At 42.3% G+C, this 20064-nt stretch carries 17 protein-coding genes; 3 read left to right on the top strand and 14 right to left on the bottom strand.

The window, feature by feature from the left end; translation table 11 throughout:
- Positions 1-354: 354 nt before the first annotated feature.
- Together AC2FA3_RS08110 and AC2FA3_RS08105 are read left to right on the top strand one after the other, a co-directional pair.
- The gene (locus tag AC2FA3_RS08110) at positions 355-849 is read left to right on the top strand and encodes a nuclear transport factor 2 family protein (RefSeq protein ID WP_201543084.1); all 495 of its coding nucleotides are present in this window, start codon (positions 355-357) and stop codon (positions 847-849) included.
- Between the two features lie 196 nt (positions 850-1045).
- The gene (locus AC2FA3_RS08105; protein WP_490509142.1) at positions 1046-4135 is read left to right on the top strand and encodes a LysM peptidoglycan-binding domain-containing protein; all 3090 of its coding nucleotides are present in this window, start codon (positions 1046-1048) and stop codon (positions 4133-4135) included.
- A 137-nt stretch (positions 4136-4272) separates the two neighbouring features.
- Here the strand turns inward: AC2FA3_RS08105 and AC2FA3_RS08100 are convergent, their stop codons facing one another.
- Both AC2FA3_RS08100 and AC2FA3_RS08095 read right to left on the bottom strand, forming a co-directional pair.
- Entirely contained in the window at positions 4273-5481 is a 1209-nt protein-coding gene (locus AC2FA3_RS08100; protein ID WP_201612328.1) for an MltF family protein, read from the bottom strand.
- A 966-nt stretch (positions 5482-6447) separates the two neighbouring features.
- Complete coding sequence (locus AC2FA3_RS08095) at positions 6448-7293, bottom strand: Nif3-like dinuclear metal center hexameric protein (RefSeq protein WP_490509141.1); 846 nt, start codon at positions 7291-7293, stop codon at positions 6448-6450.
- Between the two features lie 440 nt (positions 7294-7733).
- Between AC2FA3_RS08095 and AC2FA3_RS08090 the strand changes: the two genes are divergently transcribed.
- A complete protein-coding gene (locus tag AC2FA3_RS08090; RefSeq protein WP_490509140.1) occupies positions 7734-9062 on the top strand; it encodes a S1C family serine protease in 1329 nt (442 codons plus the stop codon).
- 149 nt (positions 9063-9211) lie between these two features.
- Here AC2FA3_RS08090 and yfaE read toward each other — a convergent pair whose 3' ends face one another.
- The 12 genes from yfaE to AC2FA3_RS08030 form a co-directional block, all read right to left on the bottom strand.
- A complete protein-coding gene (yfaE, locus tag AC2FA3_RS08085) occupies positions 9212-9478 on the bottom strand; it encodes a class I ribonucleotide reductase maintenance protein YfaE (protein ID WP_201543079.1) in 267 nt (88 codons plus the stop codon).
- 96 nt (positions 9479-9574) lie between these two features.
- Positions 9575-10708, bottom strand: coding sequence for a class Ia ribonucleoside-diphosphate reductase subunit beta (gene nrdB / locus AC2FA3_RS08080; protein ID WP_201543078.1), 1134 nt, complete (start codon positions 10706-10708; stop codon positions 9575-9577).
- A gap of 104 nt (positions 10709-10812) precedes the next feature.
- Positions 10813-11184 carry a hypothetical protein gene (locus AC2FA3_RS08075; protein ID WP_490509139.1) on the bottom strand — a complete coding sequence of 124 codons (372 nt, stop codon included), beginning with the start codon at positions 11182-11184 and terminating at the stop codon, positions 10813-10815.
- A 22-nt stretch (positions 11185-11206) separates the two neighbouring features.
- Positions 11207-11494, bottom strand: coding sequence for a type II toxin-antitoxin system RelE family toxin (locus AC2FA3_RS08070; RefSeq protein WP_201628580.1), 288 nt, complete (start codon positions 11492-11494; stop codon positions 11207-11209).
- Positions 11484-11735, bottom strand: coding sequence for a type II toxin-antitoxin system Phd/YefM family antitoxin (locus tag AC2FA3_RS08065; protein WP_490509138.1), 252 nt, complete (start codon positions 11733-11735; stop codon positions 11484-11486). Before AC2FA3_RS08065 ends, AC2FA3_RS08070 begins: the two co-directional genes overlap by 11 nt.
- Positions 11736-11893: 158 nt before the next feature.
- A complete protein-coding gene (locus tag AC2FA3_RS08060) occupies positions 11894-12775 on the bottom strand; it encodes a P63C domain-containing protein (RefSeq protein WP_490509137.1) in 882 nt (293 codons plus the stop codon).
- A gap of 81 nt (positions 12776-12856) precedes the next feature.
- A complete protein-coding gene (gene nrdA, locus AC2FA3_RS08055) occupies positions 12857-15133 on the bottom strand; it encodes a class 1a ribonucleoside-diphosphate reductase subunit alpha (RefSeq protein WP_490509136.1) in 2277 nt (758 codons plus the stop codon).
- 551 nt (positions 15134-15684) lie between these two features.
- On the bottom strand, positions 15685-16092 hold the full coding sequence (locus AC2FA3_RS08050) for a YbeD family protein (protein ID WP_490509135.1): 408 nt from the start codon (positions 16090-16092) through the stop codon (positions 15685-15687).
- A 121-nt stretch (positions 16093-16213) separates the two neighbouring features.
- Entirely contained in the window at positions 16214-16912 is a 699-nt protein-coding gene (locus AC2FA3_RS08045; RefSeq protein WP_490509134.1) for a class I SAM-dependent DNA methyltransferase, read from the bottom strand.
- Positions 16913-16983: 71 nt separating this feature from the next.
- Entirely contained in the window at positions 16984-17631 is a 648-nt protein-coding gene (gene tenA, locus AC2FA3_RS08040; RefSeq protein WP_490509133.1) for a thiaminase II, read from the bottom strand.
- Positions 17632-18159: 528 nt separating this feature from the next.
- Positions 18160-18750, bottom strand: coding sequence for a TetR/AcrR family transcriptional regulator (locus AC2FA3_RS08035; protein WP_201612335.1), 591 nt, complete (start codon positions 18748-18750; stop codon positions 18160-18162).
- Positions 18737-19969, bottom strand: coding sequence for a multidrug effflux MFS transporter (locus tag AC2FA3_RS08030; protein WP_490509132.1), 1233 nt, complete (start codon positions 19967-19969; stop codon positions 18737-18739). Before AC2FA3_RS08030 ends, AC2FA3_RS08035 begins: the two co-directional genes overlap by 14 nt.
- Between the last annotated feature and the right edge of the window lie 95 nt (positions 19970-20064).

The raw sequence follows: 20064 nt of genomic DNA, 5'->3' as shown, positions 1-20064 counted from the left end.
CACAATGTATTGAATGCAAACAGCCATTTTAGAGTGACATTCGCAATAATTAAACAGGGTGTCACATGGCTGTGAGAATTTAGTGATAGTCTAAATTATCGTAACAAAACGCTGCTTAAAATCTTAGATTTAACCAGATGTAAGATAGCTAATTTATAAACGTATGACTTATTACTATACTTAATTTCATAAAAGTATAATTTATAAAAGTACGATTTGGTTTTAGTTTATATGATAATTTTTATCTACGAGAGCAGTAATTAATAATTAAATGATACATCACCGTTAAGCATCATGATGGCATGATGAAAACTATGCATGACCATAACGACAATAGTATCACTAAGGAATAGCATGAAAAAATTATGGGGAAAAGGGCTGTTGGCCTTATTGATGAAAAGTGCTAGCGTGACTGCGATAATGGCGGCTGCCAGCACTATGACTATTAGCGCGCAAGCGGCAACCATGACCGAATCATTGGTACAAAACTACGTTGCCGCCATGAAATCAGCTGCCAATAGCCAAAACACCAATCAAGTGGCGCGTTTGGTCTCTGATGATGCCTTGATTTCAATGTCAAGAAAAGGCAAGTCTACCAGCCTCGACAAAGATGCTTATCTAAAATTATTGCAAAACAGTTGGAGTAATACCTCAAATTACCGCTACGATATCAATGTGGATAATATTGTCATTACCGGTGATCAAGCAAAAGCCAATGTCACTACTAATGAAAGCTGGGTAAAAGACGGACAAAAAGTCTCATTTGTTACGACATCGAGAGTGACGCTTACCTTATCGACCGGTAATGCAGTACTTTTACGCGCTGTCTCACAAGTAGCGATCAATTAGCTATAAGCAGGCCATCATCAACAGCGCTAGTTAATGAATTGTATAAATCATGCCGCTATTTAGCCATTGAAAGATAGGGCGGATTAAATTCTGTCCATTATCTTTCATAATAGGCTGGTCTTTGTTTGAGATTGCGTACTATACTGTCGATTAACTTTATTTTATCACTTATTGTTGTTAGGAAACTTCCACTATCATGTCTACTGTGTCATCAAAATCTCGCTCATTTATCGCTTTACCACTGACACTTGCGGTGTCAACTTTACTTATCAGTGCTTGTAGTAATACCTCGGCGGTGAAGAAGACGGGTGCGACCGGCAGCTCAGCTGTGGTTGCGAAGCGTCCTGTCAATCAAGCTGCTAAGCCAAGTACTGGCGCTGATTACTCAACAGCGTTCTTAGATGCTGAGAGCTTAGATGAGCTGGCTGATTTATTAGAAGCCACCGACATGACGATGGTTGAAGGCAATAAACTTGCCATTCAACAATATGGTGACTTGTGGAATCGCTTACGCGCAGGCTACCGTATGAATGGTGGTCAGCCTGTTTATAATCAGCGTATTGAAGCGCAAAAAGGTTGGTTTACCAGTCGTCAAGACTATCTTAACCGTTTGACCGCCCGTGCCAGTCGCTATATTTACCATACGGTACGAGAAGCTGAGCGCCGTAATATTCCAACTGAACTTGCGTTATTGCCTGTGATTGAAAGCTCCTACGATCCAAGTGGTACCAGTAGTGCGGCAGCTGCAGGTTTATGGCAGTTTATCCCAAGTACAGGGCGTATCTATGGTCTAAATCAAAGTAGCACTTACGATGGTCGCCGTGATGTCATCGAATCAACCCGTGCCGCTTATGACTTTTTGACCGCACTGCATAACCAGTTTGGTAGTTGGGAGCTAGCACTAGCCGCTTATAACGCCGGTCCTGGTCGAGTACAAAAAGCCATTGATGCCAATGCTGCTGCGGGATTGCCAACGGATTACTGGTCGCTAAGATTACCGACTGAAACCATGAACTATGTGCCGCGATTTTTAGCGGTTGCCGAAATCGTCGCTAAGCCTGAGCAATATGGCGTTTATCTGCCTGCTATCGCTAACCGTCAGCATTTCCGTAGTGTGCCGGTCAACTATGGCGTCAGCTTAGCCGAAGTTTCGCAGACAACTGGTGTCAGTTATGATGAATTGGAAAGATTGAACACGGCACTGACGTCAGCTCGTATCGATGCATCAGGTCCGCAGCGTGTTATTATTCCTAATGATGTCAGCTTGACGACGGATGCGAAACTGAGCGCCTTAAGAGGTAATGGTAGTAGTAATGTGATTGCTTCTAGTAACACCAGTAGCAATGTTGCTACCGCGCCAAGCTACTCAGGCTCTACTTCTACTACGCCGAGCTACAATAATAAACCTTATACTGGCGGCACATCATTGCCTTCTACGGGTAGCGCGCTTGCTGAATATGCCGCGAGTGCCAGTGTACCGCAGCAAACCACCAGCTATATTCCGCCGACGGTTTCACCGACGAGCAGCTCTGTTTATAGCAGCAATACCTCATTCCGTACTGAGCCGCCACTGACTTCGGCAGAAACCAAAAAGATTAATGCCGAGCTAAAAAGCAGCAACAGTTTACCGACCACATCGGCACAAATTACGCAAAACAATACCATCATTCAAGAACCGCCGTTAAGTAAAGCGGAACGTGACTTTATTGCCAGTCAAATTCGTATTAGTACACCTGAAACCAATGTCATCAATGCAGATGGTAATATCAACCTATCAGCAGTACAGACGCAGCAGTCAGTGTTAGAAGCCAGTGGTAAAGAAAAGAAACTGAGCTTCCCAAAAACCTCGGTCAGCAAACCAAAACCACAAGGTACACGCAGTACTTATACCGTAAAACGTGGCGATACCTTGGCAAATATCGCCAGTCGTTCGGGTGTCAACTGGCGTGATATTGCTGAATGGAACCAGATTGATGCTAGCGCTAATCTATTAGCGGGCAGTACGTTATATCTATATAATGCCAAATCGATTGAACCCTTGAGTAGTGCGAGCAATACAGCAGCCAGTCAGCCAGAAAGCTATGTGGTACAAAGCGGTGATACCCTTATCGGTACAGCCAATCGCTTTGGTTTGTCAGTGACTCAGCTAGCAACTTATAATAATCTGAGCAGTAGAGCGGACTTGCTACGTGGTCAAAAACTATGGCTGGTTCCTGGTAAAGTAACCGCGCCTGCGACCACACCTGCAGCGCCATCGACCAAACCTACTAAGTCGAGTGCGGCAACCAAAAACTATAAAGTCAAACCTGGTGATGGTTTGATTGCTTTGTCACGCCAGTTTAATGTGCCGACTACTACCTTGGCGACGTTAAATAATATTCGTACGACCGATTCACTATATGTTGGTCAGAACTTAAAAGTACCAGCTAATGTAGAATTTACGACTGCGCCTACTACGTCTAATAGTGTGGCTAGCAGCACATCGAGCAGTACTAGCAGCAATACTCCTGCTAGTAGCTCAAGCTCAGTGGCAACGACCAACTATAAAGTCAAATCAGGTGATACTTTAATCGGTATCGCAAATAGCGTTGGCATTAGTCCTGAAGAACTGGCAGCCGTAAATACTAACTTTGATGCCAAAGCGCGATTGCAACGTGGTCAAACGATTAAAGTACCTGTTACCAAAGATTTGGTAGATCGTCAGCTTAACGACAAGGCAGTCAGCTATAAAGTCAAATCAGGCGATACCTTGACGGGCGTTGCGCAGCGTTACAATATTGGATTGGGCGATTTAGCAGCTGCCAATAACTTGAAAACTAATTCCAATTTAATATTGGGTCGTACGATTACCATTCCTGCTAATGGGACAGTGAGCGCTTCTAGTACAGCTAATAGTAATGCTAGTAGCAGCAGTAACAGTAATAAAGGCAGCAGCAGCGCCAGTGCAGAAGCCACTAGTAGTACTGCTAGCGGTAAAAAGCTTGGCAATACTGAGAGCTATAAAGTTAAATCGGGAGATGGCCTTATTGCGCTAGCGCGTCAGTTTGGCATCTCGGTAGAAGACTTAGCGGCTACTAACGATTTAGCGACTAACGCCCAGTTGCAACGTGGTCAAACCATTAAAGTACCAAAAGCGACGGTCAGCTATACCGTTGGTTCAGGCGATAACTTGATTGGATTGGCGCGTAAATACGGCGTCTCAACCAAAGAGCTTGCGGATATGAATAATATCGCTGTAGATACTATGCTACAACGCGGTCAACGTCTAACCGTACCGAATCGCTAATATATAATGTAATCGCATTTAACAAATTTTAAGCATTAAAAAAAGCTGCTCTTCATAGAGCAGCTTTTTTATTGCAAAAGTTTTATAGGTATTTTATTTACAAGCTTTTACTAAAAATATTTTAAAAAGAAAGCTGATTAAACCGTCTGCGTTTTAATGGTTTCAAGATAACTTCTAATATTACTCACATAATGCATCGCTTGACCATAACGGCTATTTGAGGCTCTGTTTTCAGATAAGTAGGCATATATATTGGCCCAGCTTTTATCATCGATACCATTGGCATTCAATTTACGCTGGATACCTTTTACGGCATTTGGACCCATATTATAAGCGGCAAGGGCAAACCAGATGCGGTCGGTCTTTGGTACATCAGCGAAATCGGCTTTCATTTGCTCCAAATAGCGAGCGCCACCACCGATACTTTGGTAAGGGTCAACGCGGTCGGAGACGCCCATCGCTTTGGCAGTATTATTGGTCAGCATCATTAGGCCGCGTACCCCTGTCGGTGAGACAGCATTAGCATCAAGATGTGACTCTTGATAGCCCATTGCCACCAGCAACTCCCAATCATGGTTGTAATTGCGCGCTTGCTCTTCAAACGACGATTGATAGTCGGGTAATTTCTCTATCAGGGTCTTTTTAAAATGGTCTTGGCTATAAGCATCTTTTAATAAATTTTGATTATAAAATGCCGCCAATTTCTGTGTGTGTTCAAGCTTCATGCTATCACATAAGAAATAACTGGCTTTTTGTGATAACGGATCATTGGCTGAATTAAACGTCCAACTGACTTTAGGGTGTAAACCATTTTTGGTCAAGCTGGCGTCATAGCCGCAGCTGACATTGACTGACGATAAATTCATCTGGCTTTTTAGCTGAGTGCTGGCTGTGGTCAATGCCATATCGGCATCGCCTGATTTTAAAGCGTTGAGCGCTGCATCTTCACTGGCATAAGCCTTTAGCTCGATTTTTACCCCGAGCTCATCAGCATAACTATGCACTAAGTCGTAGCCAAAACCATGCTGAAAGCCATCAGTCGCAAAGTAAGTACTATCGCCTGGCACAGCAGCAATGGTCAGAGTTTTCTCTAACATGACATGCTCATAAGCTGGTATGGGCGCGCCCATTGTCGTCAGACTCTCAGCAGGTAGAGAGAGCAGGGCAATACTAGATATTTGCGCCAATTTTTTGGTCTTGGCGAAACGAGTCACTTTAATAGGTGCAACGGCTGGAACGATGTTACTTTTGGTACTTAGCAAGCGTTTAGAAGGCTGCAGTATATATGATATACGGCGTTTAGCCCCTCGCGCAGATGCTTTCGCACGATAAGTAATTCGCTGCATGGATGTCTCCTGATTTTAGCCATCCTGCATACCACAAAACGCTGTGTCAATTTATGCTGCTTATATATGCTTATCAAAAGCGTATTACTATATAAGCGGCATGAACTGTCGTTGCATTTTAGATAATATTGTCCTTATAAATAAAATAAGTACAATGTCATCTTGTTTAAATATAGTTGGACTAACATTCGTTATATAAGCGTTAGCACTCAAATCTTTCAATCAGCTAGCCAATACTTAATGTCATCTTTTTTTAAACTTTTTTCAAAATAGAAATCGTTTTGAACACTATTCTAAAAAAAAGACGCACCACACCGCGAAGGCTATAAATCGGATGATTCCTTCATCGATGCTAGGTTGGCTATTGAATAAAAGACCCGTTACTCAACTATCGTAAACATAGGTAAGGTCATGAATAAATTATTGAGACAAAAACGTTGCATAAGCGCGGTACAGCTGTACTTAATCGTTGCAACGCTCATATTATTAATCAGCTACTCTTTAAATAGGTTGTAGTAGAGTAAATGGTCGATAATACGTACTGTCCAGCGATAAAAACAAGCAAACACTTTCTAACTACTCACTAAATATAAGTAGAAAATAGGGCTTGCCTTAGCAGTATCGCGACGCTAAAACAAAGCAGAATATCTAATAAAAAAATAGTTTATTAGACAATAAATACTGTTTAGCACCATAACCGGAAGCTATAAAAATGGGAAGTCTCATGACAAGACATTCTTTCTTCAGGTACTAATATGCGGATATTTACTATATTATTCAAGTAGGGTTAATAAATTAGCGATAAAACTTAACAATAGCACTATAAACGGTAAAAAACCGCCTCGTTTTCATTAATTCACTGACAATAAGCGTCAAAAAAAGTGATTGCCATAGGAAATAAAATGCTTGTACTGCGTTTAAAATTAGTGCCAAAACAACGAAAAATTTACTAAAACTGCTTAATCATCAGGCTGGATTGTCGATATCTATAAAAGTCACTGGTAAGCCAAATTGCTGCGCAATGATATCGCCCAATGCCTGGATACCACCACGTTCTGTCGCATGATGACCGCAAGCAAAATAATCAATACCAAGCTCACGGGCAATATGCGTGGTACGCTCTGATATTTCACCGGAGATAAAAGCATCGCAGCCCATCAGTGCCGCTTGTTCAATCATATCTTGCGCGCCGCCGGTACAGATACCCACGCGTTCAATAAGTCTATTATTTTGCGTATCAGATTGATTGCTATCTGAAGTTTGATAATGAGCAGAGATATGCAGTGGCAGGCGTCCTAGCGCGTCGGTAATCTGCGTAATAAGACTTTGGGCATTCTGCGGTGTGCAATTGGCAATATTACCAACCGGATGTGATTCGCTAGGATAAAGGGCGCTAATGATGGTCATATCAAGTTGCTCAGCCAGTTTGGCGTTATTGCCAATGTGAGGATGGGCATCAAGTGGCAGATGATAGCCAATCAAAGAGATACCATGTTGCATGAGCTTGCGGATACGTTGACCTTTCATGCCGGTTATGGGTGCAGGCTCGCCTTTCCAAAAATAACCGTGATGCACCAAAATGGCATCGGCTTTGTCAGCAATCGCCGCATCAATCAACGCTTCACATGCAGTGACACCAGTAACGATGCGCTGAATAGGTCGACCACCATCTACCTGTAAACCATTGGGCGCATAGTCTTTAAAGGCTGCTGCTGATAGGTATTCGTCACAAAAATCTGTTAAGGCTTGAGCGTTAATCGTCGTATTTGAAAGTTGGTTTGAAGGTTCGGCTAAGCTATTATGTTCGTTCATAGAGTTTCCTTATAATTATTGCGGCTTTTCACTATTTTGCTCTTTTACAGCTTCGATTATAGCTTCGATTTTTTACTGTTTAAATGGTTGAAGTTTGTATGTTAAATAATCAAAATATCTATTTATAAAAACACCTATCTATAAATGATACATGTTATAAATCATCAGGGCTTTATCATTGCTATTTTAGCATGGTGCTGTAAGAGAGTAGACAAGGCGAATAACTGAAACGGTACACGATGCGTTACTATTTGTCGGTGTTGCCAGTTATAATTTGCATACCTGAATCTATATAATTTATAACCCTAAAATTATTCAAGCTGGCGTTAATCATTTCTAATCACATCTGATTGATTAGACGTGTATTCGCTGATTCACCCTTCATTATTTTATAAAAATGGTTTTATAAAAATAGTTTTCAAAAATATAGAGGTTTTTATATGTCGTCATCTCGAAACGCCAATGACAAGGCTGGTCTGGTAAAATGGTTACCTTGGATTTTGTTGCTGATAGTGATTGCAGCATTTATCTGGTTGTTTACGAGTATGAAAACGGCATCAGAGCAAGCATGGGAGCCACCTAGAACCACGCCCGCTGAGCAGCAAGCGTCGACGCCTGTTTCCGATACACCGGCACCGATTTCTTCTTATCATAATGGCGTTGCTCGCGCCTCACAGTCGGTAGTCAATATTTATACCACCCAAACGATGGCCGAGCATCCTTATATGAATGATCCGGTGCTGCGCCGCTTCTTTGAGTTCCACGGCGCACCCTCAGAAGAGCAGGGTAATACCAATTTAGGCTCGGGTGTGATTGTCTCAGAAGATGGTTATATCGTGACCAATGCCCATGTGATCGAAAAAGCGGATGAGATTACTGTGGCCTTTAATGATGGGCGCAAGAGCCGTGCTAAGCTTATTGGCACGGATCCAGACAGTGATTTGGCAGTGATTAAAGTCGATATGACGGGTCTAACACCACTTGGCTTCCGTAAAGAACCTACGCTAGTTGGCGATGTTACATTGGCGATTGGCAATCCATTTGGTGTCGGACAGACGGTAACCCAAGGTATTATTTCAGCGACAGGACGTACAGGTCTTGGGGTCAATAAGTTTGAAGACTTTATCCAAACCGATGCCGCTATTAATCCGGGTAACTCGGGTGGCGCATTGGTTGACGCTTTTGGTGAATTGGTTGGTATCAATACCGCTATCTACTCACGTTCTGGTGGCTCGATGGGTATTGGTTTTGCCATTCCTACTGCTATCGTTGAGCAAGTGATGAACGCTATTATTAAAGACGGTAAGGTCAGCCGTGGTTGGTTAGGGATTGAGATACAGTCACAATTACGTGACCCAACGCAGCTAGAAACCTCAACTGGGGTAGAAGTGCTGAACGTCGTTCCTAAGAGCCCTGCTGCTAAAAGCGGTTTACGTATCGGCGATGTTATCCTGACGATTGACGGTATTGAGATGACGGATGCCAATACCTTGATTCAATATGTCGCTCGTAAAGCACCGAATACTACATTAAACGCGCAAATCTTACGCCGCGGTAAAAACGCGCAAGTGAAGATATTGTTAGAGGAACGTCCGGCGCAAGAGCCGATGGCGCGCCCTGTTGTCATTCAGGATGAAACGCTTGGCGGTATGGGCGATCCGAATCTACAAGGTGAAAGACAAGAGATGCCAATGATGTCAGAAGCCGAGCGTGACCGTATGCGTGAAGAGTTATTACAGCTGTTTGAAAGAGATGGCGCACCTTTATAAGCAAATTTATAACGGCATGCTCCATAAAATAAAGTTTAAGCAAACAGTTTTAGAGTGTTATAAATAATAAAAAAGCGCGCTATCTTGTAGATAACGCGCTTTTTTTATTAGACTTTTAATGTTTAATAATAGCTTTACTAATTTAGCAGCTATTTTTCTATTAACTCATGATTGATATAAATCACCCCTTGCACGCGACAGCAGCAGGGCAGGATTTCATCTTCTTCAATCATAGCAAGTGGCTCAAACGGATAATCAATAACGTGTGAGCTGGCAATGCGCTTGATACGGCAACTGCCACAGTAGCCTTCCTTACACTGATAATTGACATCATGTCCGGTGCGTAGCAATCCATCGAGCAGACTTTCGTCATCATGCAAGTAGAATTGCTTCTTACTCGTCATTACCCAAGTCATAATTTTATCCTATTTATATCCCTAACTTTTTTATGTCCTATCATTTTGGAATCTCTAAACGATACTCTTTAAAAAGCTATTGTCTACAACTCTACTCTATAACTCAAAATCATCAAAATCGCTGTCTGATAAGTCTGAATCAATTTGACCGACCAAGTACGAGCTGATTTCTGTCTCTTGCGGTGCCACTTGGACATTGTCAGAAGACAACCAGGTATTAATCCAAGGAATCGGATTTGATTTAGAATTGGGGAATGCCACTGGCAAGCCAACCGCTTCCATACGTAAGTTGGTGATATATTCGATATATTGGCAAAGGATGTCTTTGTTTAGACCAATCATTGAACCGTCTTTGAACAGATAACCCGCCCATTCTTTTTCTTGCTCAGCCGCTCTGGTAAAGATATCAATGCTTTCTTGATAGCACTCATAGGCAATATCGACCATTTCTGGGTCATCTCTGCCATTGCGCATCAAGTTCAAGATATGCTGCGTACCGGTTAAATGTAGCGCCTCATCACGAGCAATGAGCTTAATAATTTTGGCATTACCTTCCATTAGCTTGCGCTCAGCAAAGGCAAACGAGCAGGCGAACGACACGTAAAAGCGAATGGCTTCTAAGACGTTAACGGCCATCAAGCATAAATAAAGCTGTTTTTTCAGCGATTTCAAACTAACCGTCACTTCTTTGCCATTGATGGTATGCGTGCCAGCACCATACATATTGTAGAGCTGTGAATCGTAGTACAAATCATCATAGTACTTAGCGATGTCGGCAGCGCGCCCTAAAATGTGCTCATTTTGCATGATGTCATCAAAGACAATACCTGGATCATTGACGATATTACGAATGATATGGGTATAGCTGCGCGAGTGAATGGTCTCAGAAAACGTCCACGTCTCAATCCACGTTTCAAGCTCAGGAATAGACACCAATGGCAACAGTACCACGTTTGGGCTACGACCTTGGATAGAGTCGAGTAGCGTCTGATACTTTAGGTTACTGATAAAGATATGCTGCTCATGTGACGATAGATTGCCATAATCCATACGGTCTTTTGACACATCAACTTCTTCTGGACGCCAAAAGAAGGACAGCTGCTTTTCAATCAACTGCTCAAAGACAGGGTGCTTTTGCTGATCATAACGCGCCACGTTGACCGGATTACCAAAGAACATGGGTTCGAGCAAAGCATTATTTGGTTTTTGCGAAAAGATTGAGTAAGTCATCGTGCCACCTTTATAAGTTATACAAATGGTTAATCTAAAATTGGATATGCGGTTTTAACAATGCGGTTTTAAAAGTATCAGCAAAATGGGTTATAGGCTCTGTATTATAAATTCTCTAGTGATATTTGTGTTGGTTCGTGTCCATCATTCATATAGGCTTTAAATATCTCGCTAAGCTCACTATCATCCAATCCTTCTAGCTCATCGATAGCGCTCTTACGCAGCGTACTTAAGTCTATGTCTGCGGCTTTCTGTGTTTCTTTTTTTGTTGGTTTCTTGACTGGTTTTTTTGCCTGTTTTGGCGCGTCCATCTTTGGCATTGCGCTGCTATTCAATTGCTGACGAACTTCCTCGATATCGACTTCTACTTGCACGATATGCGAGCCACCATCGTTTAGGTCGGAAAATACGTTAGGGATAAACAAACCACCGTCTTTGATGATTGCGGTATATTGCACGTCTATGACCTCCGTCATTTTTATTCTTTGTGTGTTTCAATTATGGTTGGCGCGATACAAGGCTTTCATATACCTTATTGTTTTCTCTTTTGCCTACGGCTAGCACATAAACCACCACTACGTCATCTTTGACGGTATAAACCAGACGATAGCCTATGGTGCGTAATTTAATTTTATAGGCGTCTGTATGTCCTGAGAGTTTTGACGCAGGAACACGAGGGTTTGCTAAGCGCTGCTGTAATTTTTTCTTAAACTGCTGCTGAATACTGGGCGCTAACTTTTTCCATTCTTTTAACGCGAGAGGATGAAACTCAAGATTATAAGTCATCCAACGTTACCTTTATAGGTGTTTGCCCGTCATTCATCCGTGCGCTAACCGTTTGGCTTAATGCCATATCGTCCATCGCTTCCATCATGCGCTCAAACATATCTGTGGAAACTAAGTAAGCGACAGGTTTATTGTGATTTAAAATAGCAATAGACTCACCATCCGACTGTTTAATCAGTGCCGAAGGGTTGGTCTTGAGTTCTGAGATACTGGCTGTCTGTGTCGCAAATATTGGTTGCATGATTCATTCTCTACTAATATTAAGCTCTAAATATAGGGCTAATATTAGCACGAAAATTAGGTCTTAATTGTTAATCTATATATTTTGTAGGGTGCGCCTCGCGCACCTTTAAACATAATTTCTATATCATCGGTGCGCTGGGCGCATCCTACGATTTGTTAGTGTATTTTTCTTGGATTTAAAGTCTCAGGAAATAAATCGTCAATAGAACCTTTTTTAGGATAGGCTTTATTAATTGAATACATAAGTTCCTCCCAAGTATCAGCTGCTCGCATTAAACCAATGATGCTATGTAAATGCATTTCAAGTGCTTTTCTGCCTTGATTTTCTGATAAATGCTGATGATCTCTATGTTTTGTAGTACCTTTCTCATCTCTTGAATTTAGTTTTTTGAGCTCATCGACTAATCCTGCTGCCATACGACCATATACAATATCATTAGTGTATCTTCCAACAACACCTGGTCTATCGAACGTGCTCCATTTCCAATTCTTTAGCCTAAAGATCTGCTCATAATATTCATCTGGGAATGTCTTAGTCCATGCAATAAGATCTTTACTTATATATTCATTAAGAATTGCCTGCAAAGCTTCTGCTTTACGAATATTTTGATAACCAGTAGCTTCATCTACCAACGCAATAATGCCAACTTTGGCTAATGATCTAATAATTATAGACGCTTGTATGACTGTCTCTTTCTGATTTTTATGAATTACTGTTCCAGCTTCGTCTGCTAGTATATAAAGTTCACAGACCAATGGAATAATTATTGCATCAAAACCTTGAAAGCTTCTGCCATTTTCGTCCTGATAAGATATCTTCTCTTTTATATTATTAAGTTCACTAGACACATATGGTTGTAAGTTTTTAGCATCCATAAAAGAAGGTGTATCTGGCAATCGTGCATTACCTCTACTTTCTCTACCTAATGCTTTAAATACATCTGAATGTTTAATTATCCGTCTACCATCGTTAAGAACAGCACACTCTAACTCAACATCAGCAATCTTCATTGTGCCTGTATATTCTGAAACTAGCATAAAAAATCCTTTTCATATTAGCTGACATAGTAGCAAACAGCGGATTTAACCCAAAAGCCAAACCCGCCATTCATCGCTTACTTAAATCTTACATGCACCGCCAGCACAATCATCTTCCATATCCGCTTGGGCATCGTTCGCACCATCACGGGTGTTATGGTAGTACAAAGTTTTCACGCCAAGCTTATACGCCGTCAACAAGTCTTTTAGCAATACTTTCATCGGTACACGCTGACCATCAAAGCGCGTTGGGTCATAGTTGGTATTGGCAGAGATACTTTGATCGACGAACTTTTGCATGATAGCAACCAGCTTTAGGTAACCGTCATTGTTCGGCATTTGCCATAATAGCTCGTACTGATCTTTTAGCTTATCAATCTCAGGCACGACTTGCTTGAGGATGCCATCTTTTGACGCTTTGATAGAGACCAGACCGCGTGGTGGCTCGATACCGTTAGTCGCGTTGGCAATCTGACTAGAAGTCTCAGACGGCATCAAGGCAGTTAGGGTAGAGTTGCGTAGACCGTGAGTGGTGATCTCAGTGCGTAGCGTTTCCCAATCGAGATGTAGCGGCTCTTGGCAGATTTTATCCAAGTCTTTTTTATAGGTATCAATCGGCAAGATACCTTGTGAGTAGGTGGTCTCATTAAAGGCAGGGCACGCGCCTTGCTCTTTTGCCAATTTGTTTGACGCTTTCAAGAGGTAGTACTGTAGCGCTTCAAACGTTTGATGGGTTAGACCAAGCGCGCTGTCGTCTGAATAGCGGACGCCATTTTTAGCCAAATAATAGGCATAGTTAATCACGCCCACACCTAAGGTACGGCGACGCATACTGCCATTTTCAGCTGCTTTTACTGGATAGTCTTGATAGTCGAGCAGGGCATCAAGGGCGCGGACGATTAATTCTGCTGGCTCTTCGATATCACTAACGTTTTCAACTTTACCCAAGTTGACCGCTGATAGCGTACAAAGGGCGATTTCACCAGTTTCGTCATTGATGTTATCAAGTGGTTTGGTTGGTAGGGCGATTTCCATACATAGGTTTGACTGGCGAATCGGCGCAACTGTCGCATCAAATGGGCTATGGGTATTGCAATGGTCGACGTTTTGGATGTAAATACGACCGGTGCTGGCGCGTTCTTGCATCATCAGACTAAACAGCTCAGTTGCTGGAATTTGACGGCTACGAATGCTTGGGTCATTTTCGTACTTGGTGTATAGCTCTTCGAATTTGTCTTGATCTTCGAAGAACGCATCATACAAGCCCGGGGTGTCGCTTGGTGAAAATAGCGAGATATCTTGACCTTTAATCAAGCGGGTATACATGGTCTTATTTAACTGAACGCCATAGTCCATATGACGGACACGGTTGTCTTCGACGCCGCGGTTGTTTTTGAGTACCAATAACGACTCAACTTCTAAATGCCATAATGGGTAAAATAACGTCGCTGCACCGCCACGCACGCCACCTTGTGAGCAGCATTTCACCGCAGTCTGGAACAGTTTGTAGAATGGGATACAACCAGTATGTTGGGCTTCACCGCCACGGATTGGGCTACCAAGGGCGCGGATACGACCAGCATTAATGCCAATACCAGCACGCTGAGACACATAGCGTACGATGGCGCTGGTGGTAGCGTTGATAGAGTCTAGGCTATCACCACATTCAATCAACACGCACGAGCTAAACTGGCGCGATGGCGTACGCACACCTGACATGATAGGCGTAGGTAGAGATATTTTGAATTGTGAGGTCGCATCATAGAAGCGCTTCACATAATTGAGACGCTCTGACTTTTCATAGCTGGCAAATAGACACATACCGACCAGCATATATAAGAACTGCGGGCTCTCATAAACGGTCTTGCTGACGCGGTCTTGTACCAAGTATTTGCCCGCCATTTGCTCAACGGCAGCATACGCAAGAGTCATATCGCGCCAGTGGTCAAGATACTCTTCTAATTCATCAAATTCAGCACGGCTATAATCGGCTAGGATATGCTGATCGTATTTACCAGCATCAGTTAGCTTTTTGACATGATCATACAGATGCGGCGGGGTGAATTTATTATAAGCAATCTTACGTAAATGGAAGATGGCCAAACGCGCGGCTAAATACTGATAGTCAGGCGTGGTTTCAGAGATAAGGTCAGCGGCAGACTTGATGATAGTCTCATGGATATCACGAGTTTTGATACCTTCATAAAATTGAATGTGCGACTTTAGCTCCACTTGTGATACTGACACATTATCTAAATCATGAGCAGCCCACTCGATAACCTTGTGAATCTTGTCTAAATCAATAGGCTCTAAACGTCCATCACGTTTGGTTACTTGGATTTTATCGATATGTGTCATGCTGACCTCGTAAGTTGATTGCTTGGCAATTAATTTATAATGATGTTTATAGTGTTACTTATAGTAATGCGGCGCGGTTAATACCGGCGGGCATTCTTTATCACGCTATCTTTATTACGCTATAACATCCTGTCACGGCAGAGTGTTTTTTTAGGCAAAACGATGCCATTGCTCATAGTGATGGTTGAAATCACTGAGCACTACATATAGCGTATTTGTTAGTAGGTGGACACAATATAGCGGGAAAATTTTCAAAATGCTATATTGATTTTAGCGGCAAACTATGTTGACCAGAGGGTAAAGCGTGTCCGAATTTTGGCAAAGGACGATGGGATAAGGGTTAGACGCCAATAAGAAAAATAATAAAAGTTTTGTAAAAAATGGCGCGGATTTGCTTTTTATTGTTGGCTAAATTAACGAGCACAAATCTGCTGAATAGTGCGTATATTTCGGGTGGAGATTGTACCCCAGACAATAAAAAATCGCCACCCATATGAGTGACGATTCGGACGAAAAACGGGCTGGTTTTTCTTAAATTGATAAAACTGTCGTTAGACGACCATGCGTACGGTTTTTGCATTATCGAGTGACGCATAAAGCGTGTTTACTTGCTCAACGGTGGTCAAGTATAAATTGGCACGTACCGAATGGAAGCGTCCTGTTTTTGATGGTTTAACTTCCATAGACGCTAAATCAAACTCTGGAAACTGGCTACCAAGGATAAGCTTCACTTCATTGAGTAAGTTATCATGCTCGCCTTCATGACCGATGATGCTGAGTGGGTAGTTCATCGGGAACTGCCACAGTTCAGGATTTTGCACATCGGTTTTTTTGCCTTTTAAAACACCGTCATTGGCGACCAATTCTGTCACTTTGACTTCTCTTTTAGGCGTTTGATTTGGATTACTGCCTTGATTTTCGATGTTTAGGTTGCCAGTGTCTTTTGGATCATCAGTCATGATGTGGTCCTTATTATTTATTGAAATATGAGTTACGTGGATAAGCGCTTTATTCACCATTTATAAGGGCATTAAGCATATTATTCAAGTGTTTTGATAGTGATAACTCATATTAAAACCGTTATTTTTTATAAGCACATACCGCCACATAATCGCCGCGATCATAACCTTCGATGACGTCTTGTACTTTGTCATTGGCATACATAGGATGGGTCAATAGGGTCTGCGCATATTCAAAATCGACGAAACCATTGGCTTGCATTAGCGCGATTTTCTCATCAGAGGTACGCCAGTTTGCTGATTTAACGAGTTCGATAGGATAAGGGTCAGCAGGGGAGATGTGCTCGAGTAATGGATGCTCCCACGTGTCTAACGAGCTGGCCAAATTGTATAAGCTAGCAAAGCCGCTTTCTTTTGGCACATCAATCAGGATAAGCTTACCGCCAGTCTTTAAAGCATCAAACGCCTTTTTAATACAGGTATCTAAGTCATTGATATAGCTGACGCTGCCATTAAACATGATGATGTCAAACTTATTGGGCTCAATCTCACAGGTTTCCGCAGGGCTGATATCTACTTGTAAGCCGCGCTTTTCAGCAACTTCTGCCATGTCTTTTGATGGCTCGATACCGTGCGTGATATGAATGCCGTAATCTTTGGCTAACAATGATTCGAAAAGTCCGCTACCACAGCCGATAGACAATATTTCGCTGTCTTTATCTAAGAAATAGGCAACCAGTTTTAGCTCGCTGGTCAGTAAGTTTTGGTTGTCAAAAAACCAGCTGTCATACGCGCTTGCGTGTTCATCGAATGCGGCCATTAAGTCTCTCCTTGAGTATGTTGGTTATTATATTGAGGAATTAGTCGGATTTTTGAATATGAAAGTACAGGCTATGATAAATCTAACGCCTGTTGCCAAAAATTAACTTCCATACGCGCGGCAGTGTTAAATAACCGTTGAAATTTGTCTGTTTGAGCAGGGCTAGCATCGGCTAACAGCGTATTAATCTGCGCTTCATTTTGCGCGGTAATTACTTGAAAGTCATCACTGGAAAACACATCAATCCATGGCTGGTAAGGGTTGCCCGTGATAAAACCTTGCTCTTTGATATGCTTGCCAATTTCAGCATAACCCATCAAGCAAGGCGCAATCGTAGCATATAGCTCGGCCAGTGAGCCTGACATAGCAGCGTCTAATATATAGCGGCTATAGGCGATGGTTACGGCAGATTCAGCAGCACTCTCTACTTCATCAAGTGGTATATTCCACTGACGACAGAAATCCAGATACATGCCGATTTCCATATCGAGCATGGCGTTGATACCTGCTTGACCGACGCGCATTTGTGCCAGCGTGTCACTCTTATAGACGCTTAGCGCCATCACGCGGGTATAGTGAATTAAGTATAAATAGTCTTGGATGAGGTAGTGACGAAAGCTGTCAGGGGCGAGCGTACCTGCCGCCAATTGCTTGACGAAATCATGCTGAATATAGTCATCCCATGACGGGCAATTGTGACGTAGCGTTTGGTAATCCATAGTTTTTATTTACTTTTATAAAACGCGAGCAAGCAAATGACAGAAAACGAGAAGAGATAGGGCACAGAAAATTTGCCAGTCTAATTTAAATAGATTGGCAAAATATAAAGTAAATGTGACTTATATATCGACACGCTTGTTTCCTACGTCAGTGCTAACTGCATCAGGTTCGCGGGTAACTCTCAGCCATGATTTTGATTATACTTAAAACGCCAAAATCAAAGCACCCCGACAAGGTTTATTTTTTAATAATAAATATAAAATTCAGATATAGTCAGTTAAAAATAAAAGCGATACGTTATAGCTGTGTGCGACTGGTATAAATTTTCCTTGCTTGCTGTTATCACAGAGGCTACGAAAAACTCATCCTAGTCGCACTGTATAGATTTGAAAGTAATTCTAATAGCGTTGAGCTACTGTTGAAGTAGTTCGTGTTTAAGCAGCTCAGCTATATGATAGGCGAACTCAGTCATCATTAGCAAGTGATGTCCAAACAACCATCAATAAAAGCAACTTAGATTTAAAAATCTATTTTTTATCGAGCTGTTCAATAGAAGTATGGTAGAGCATGAGCATGGCTTTAAAACGGCGCTCATATAAGCCTTCTGCATACAGAAGCTCCACACTTAAGCTATCAATCACGCCTAGATAAGCATCGCTATACAGCTCTAGCTGCTCAGAGTCTAGCTGATAAGGCTGTAGAGCCAGCTGTATTTGTTCCGTCAGTACCTCAATATAAACGTTAAAAGTTGCCGCACTGGTATCAGTCAGAAGCACAGGTGCGGCATAGGCCATGCGAATTAAAAACCGTAAGGTAATCGCGCTTTCGTAACGCGCTTTAAAAGCATGGCAATACGCTTCACCGGGAGCAGGAAATTCACTAACCGTCGCAAAGCATGATTTAATAAATGTACATTCTGACTCAAGTGCATCTTGTAGTAACTCCAAAAATATGGCTTCTTTACTGACAAAATGCGTATAGAGAGAGGCTTTGCGGATACCCACAGCCTTGGCAATATCACTGAGTGATGCGCCCTCGTAGCCGTACATAAAGAAAGGCTCAAACGCGGCATCAATAATACGTTGCTTAGCGTTTGAGCGTGGTTTATGGCTTTGCATAAGCCTCCTCTAATGATGTTGTGGCGACAGTAGTATAAGGTTTTAAGCTTCTAGAACCGAGATAGACCAATGCTAAAATAATTGGTCCCATGGCACCTAGCAAAATTAGCCAATATAAGGTGTTATTCTGGACCAGTTGTCCCGCGATGGGTGTGGCAGTGGATGAGAGTAACATAGGAATGGCGCCCAATAAAGCCGCGCTTGAACCCAAAGCGCTACGCTGTGAGTCCATTGCAATCGCCATCAACGTCGCTTCTAATACGCCGAGACCAAACAATCCCAATGCTATGCCGATGACAATACCGACCAAACCCATCGATAGCAGATAAGCGACGATACATACGGCACTACCGAGCATCATGACACCGGCACCGATTAATGCCAAATGTGATGCTGATATTCTTTTGACCAAATAAGCGGTAGAAGAAGCGCCTAAAATTAAACTGATGCTGGTCAAGCCAAAGACAAAACCAAATTGCTCTAGGCTAAGACCGTAGTCGGTTTGATAAACATAAGCAGAACCACCGATGTAGGCAAACAAAAAGAAATACACCGCAGATAGCGCAAATAGGTTAAAAACAAAGGTTTTGTTCTTTAATATGCCAACATAAATGCTGCTGATGTTTTTTATATTTAATTGAATGCGCTTGTCTTTTGGCAAGGTTTCTTTGATATTCAACAGCGTATTAATCAGTACGATCATACCTAACACCGCCAGAATAAACATAACGCCGCGCCAACCATAATGCGCACCGACGATACCGCCGATTGCTGGCGCGACGATTGGGCCTAGTGCCACAATGGTATTTAATAAAGCATAAATTTGTGCAGCTTTTGATCCATCGACGAGATCACGTACCATGCTCATCACCACTACGATAGCCATCGATGCGCCAAGACCTTGCAAAATGCGGGCAAAGATTAGGCTTTCAATACTTTGTGACCACATCGCCCATACTGAAGCGCCAATATACGCCAACAAGCCTGCAAATAATGGTGCTATTCGCCCTATGGCATCAGATACAGGACCAAATACCAGCTGTCCTAAACCCATAAAGATAAGAAAGACGGTCAACGTGACTTGCGTGGTGGCGTAGGAGGTATTGAGGTCTGTTGCCATATTTGGCATTGAGGCCAAATACATGTCAATCGCTGCAGGGCCAAGCGCTACAATGATGGCAAGAGAGGTGATTATTTTCAAGCTGATTTGTTTATTCATAAGAGTGCACTATTAACTATTTATCTATTTAATTTTTTAGCTACCGAACGGTAGGTAGTTATACTCGCTATTTTAAATAAAGGCAATATTCTTAT

Source organism: Janibacter sp. CoH_79_TC_3, from assembly GCF_058197955.1.
This window is presented reverse-complemented; position numbering and strand designations above follow the sequence as displayed.

What these genes read in the sequence shown, in the direction of transcription:
- AC2FA3_RS08060 (WP_490509137.1), bottom strand. Translation starts at nt 12,775, where the DNA reads ATGCTAGTTTCAGAATATACAGGCACAATGAAGATTGCTGATGTTGAG.
- AC2FA3_RS08045 (WP_490509134.1), bottom strand. Translation starts at nt 16,912, where the DNA reads ATGGCCGCATTCGATGAACACGCAAGCGCGTATGACAGCTGGTTTTTT.
- tenA (WP_490509133.1), bottom strand. Translation starts at nt 17,631, where the DNA reads ATGGATTACCAAACGCTACGTCACAATTGCCCGTCATGGGATGACTAT.
- AC2FA3_RS08100 (WP_201612328.1), bottom strand. Translation starts at nt 5,481, where the DNA reads ATGCAGCGAATTACTTATCGTGCGAAAGCATCTGCGCGAGGGGCTAAA.
- AC2FA3_RS08070 (WP_201628580.1), bottom strand. Translation starts at nt 11,494, where the DNA reads ATGACTTATAATCTTGAGTTTCATCCTCTCGCGTTAAAAGAATGGAAA.
- AC2FA3_RS08050 (WP_490509135.1), bottom strand. Translation starts at nt 16,092, where the DNA reads ATGACTGATGATCCAAAAGACACTGGCAACCTAAACATCGAAAATCAA.
- AC2FA3_RS08030 (WP_490509132.1), bottom strand. Translation starts at nt 19,969, where the DNA reads ATGAATAAACAAATCAGCTTGAAAATAATCACCTCTCTTGCCATCATT.
- AC2FA3_RS08105 (WP_490509142.1), top strand. Translation starts at nt 1,046, where the DNA reads ATGTCTACTGTGTCATCAAAATCTCGCTCATTTATCGCTTTACCACTG.
- AC2FA3_RS08075 (WP_490509139.1), bottom strand. Translation starts at nt 11,184, where the DNA reads ATGACGGAGGTCATAGACGTGCAATATACCGCAATCATCAAAGACGGT.
- nrdA (WP_490509136.1), bottom strand. Translation starts at nt 15,133, where the DNA reads ATGACACATATCGATAAAATCCAAGTAACCAAACGTGATGGACGTTTA.
- AC2FA3_RS08110 (WP_201543084.1), top strand. Translation starts at nt 355, where the DNA reads ATGAAAAAATTATGGGGAAAAGGGCTGTTGGCCTTATTGATGAAAAGT.
- AC2FA3_RS08065 (WP_490509138.1), bottom strand. Translation starts at nt 11,735, where the DNA reads ATGCAACCAATATTTGCGACACAGACAGCCAGTATCTCAGAACTCAAG.
- yfaE (WP_201543079.1), bottom strand. Translation starts at nt 9,478, where the DNA reads ATGACTTGGGTAATGACGAGTAAGAAGCAATTCTACTTGCATGATGAC.
- AC2FA3_RS08095 (WP_490509141.1), bottom strand. Translation starts at nt 7,293, where the DNA reads ATGAACGAACATAATAGCTTAGCCGAACCTTCAAACCAACTTTCAAAT.
- AC2FA3_RS08090 (WP_490509140.1), top strand. Translation starts at nt 7,734, where the DNA reads ATGTCGTCATCTCGAAACGCCAATGACAAGGCTGGTCTGGTAAAATGG.
- nrdB (WP_201543078.1), bottom strand. Translation starts at nt 10,708, where the DNA reads ATGACTTACTCAATCTTTTCGCAAAAACCAAATAATGCTTTGCTCGAA.
- AC2FA3_RS08035 (WP_201612335.1), bottom strand. Translation starts at nt 18,750, where the DNA reads ATGCAAAGCCATAAACCACGCTCAAACGCTAAGCAACGTATTATTGAT.